Annotated in this window: 1 protein-coding gene; it reads left to right on the top strand. The window is 62.4% G+C overall.

What is annotated here, in order from left to right:
• On the top strand, window positions 1-215 hold a 215-nt coding region (locus ACFW48_RS38585), incomplete at its 5' end, for a hypothetical protein (protein ID WP_386323333.1).
• Between the last annotated feature and the right edge of the window lie 710 nt (window positions 216-925).

The raw sequence follows: 925 nt of genomic DNA, 5'->3' as shown, positions 1-925 counted from the left end.
TCGTCACTCCGCTGGGACTGCTGAGCGCTGCCGTCGACGCGATCGTCCCGGAGCTGGAGGACGAGGTGAAGGACCTCGTAAGGGCGGACCGAGCGAGATTTCACCGACTCAATGAGGACAAACAGAAGGCGATTCAGCGTGCCCGCAGCTGGCGCCGCTACTACGAGATGCAGGGCGAGCCTCTGGATCAGCCGTCTGAACCGGGCGCCTTATAACCTGCCTGCTTTCTGGGCTTCTACACGGTGATGCATAACGTGGTGCGCCCCGGCCGTACGTGCGGGGGCGCACCGTCGCATGTAGGCACTTTCTATGATGGCTTGCAACTTTGGTATGTGGGGTTGCAAAGTGAGCGGTTTCGGCGGGGGGTTGAGGGGTTGTGTTTTTGGTATTCGGTCAGGGGTCGTTTCGGTTTTGGTATTTGACGTTGGGTCTGTTTGGTGTGCGTCGGAATCGGTGTTTTCCCTTTTGCTGGCGATCTTTCTGGTGTAGACCACTTGGGGGTGACGGTCCGACGTCTGTGTTACGTGTTGTTACGTGTCGGGAGAGGGGCCGACGGGGTGGACACTCCGCCGGCCCGTGTGCATACTGTCACTGAGAGGGAGCGCGCAGCGCGACCGGCAAGACCTTGGCCCCGCAGGGGCCACACCCCGATATTCGGTCCTGAGACACCGTTACAGACTGCCTGACACCCCATCAAAAACCTTCTGAACTGCTACAATTAAGCCGAAGAACCCCGCGGCAGGCCCTCCCTCCGTTGCCAGCCTGCCACCGCGGACCGGTAGTCCCCGAACCGACCGGGACCACCCCGCCGTCACCGCAGGTGTGGGCCCATCGGGCCCACTCCGCCCGGCGTCGCGCAGCGACGCAGCCCCTCTTGGAGTGACGCAGTCACTCCCCGTCGTGTCTCCGCAGGAGACCAGTCTCT

It is taken from the genome of Streptomyces sp. NPDC058812 (assembly GCF_042744565.1).
GTDB classification, from domain to species: Bacteria; Actinomycetota; Actinomycetes; order Streptomycetales; family Streptomycetaceae; genus Streptomyces; species Streptomyces thinghirensis.
Note: the sequence above shows the minus strand (reverse complement) of the source record. Positions and strands in the feature narration are given on the sequence as shown.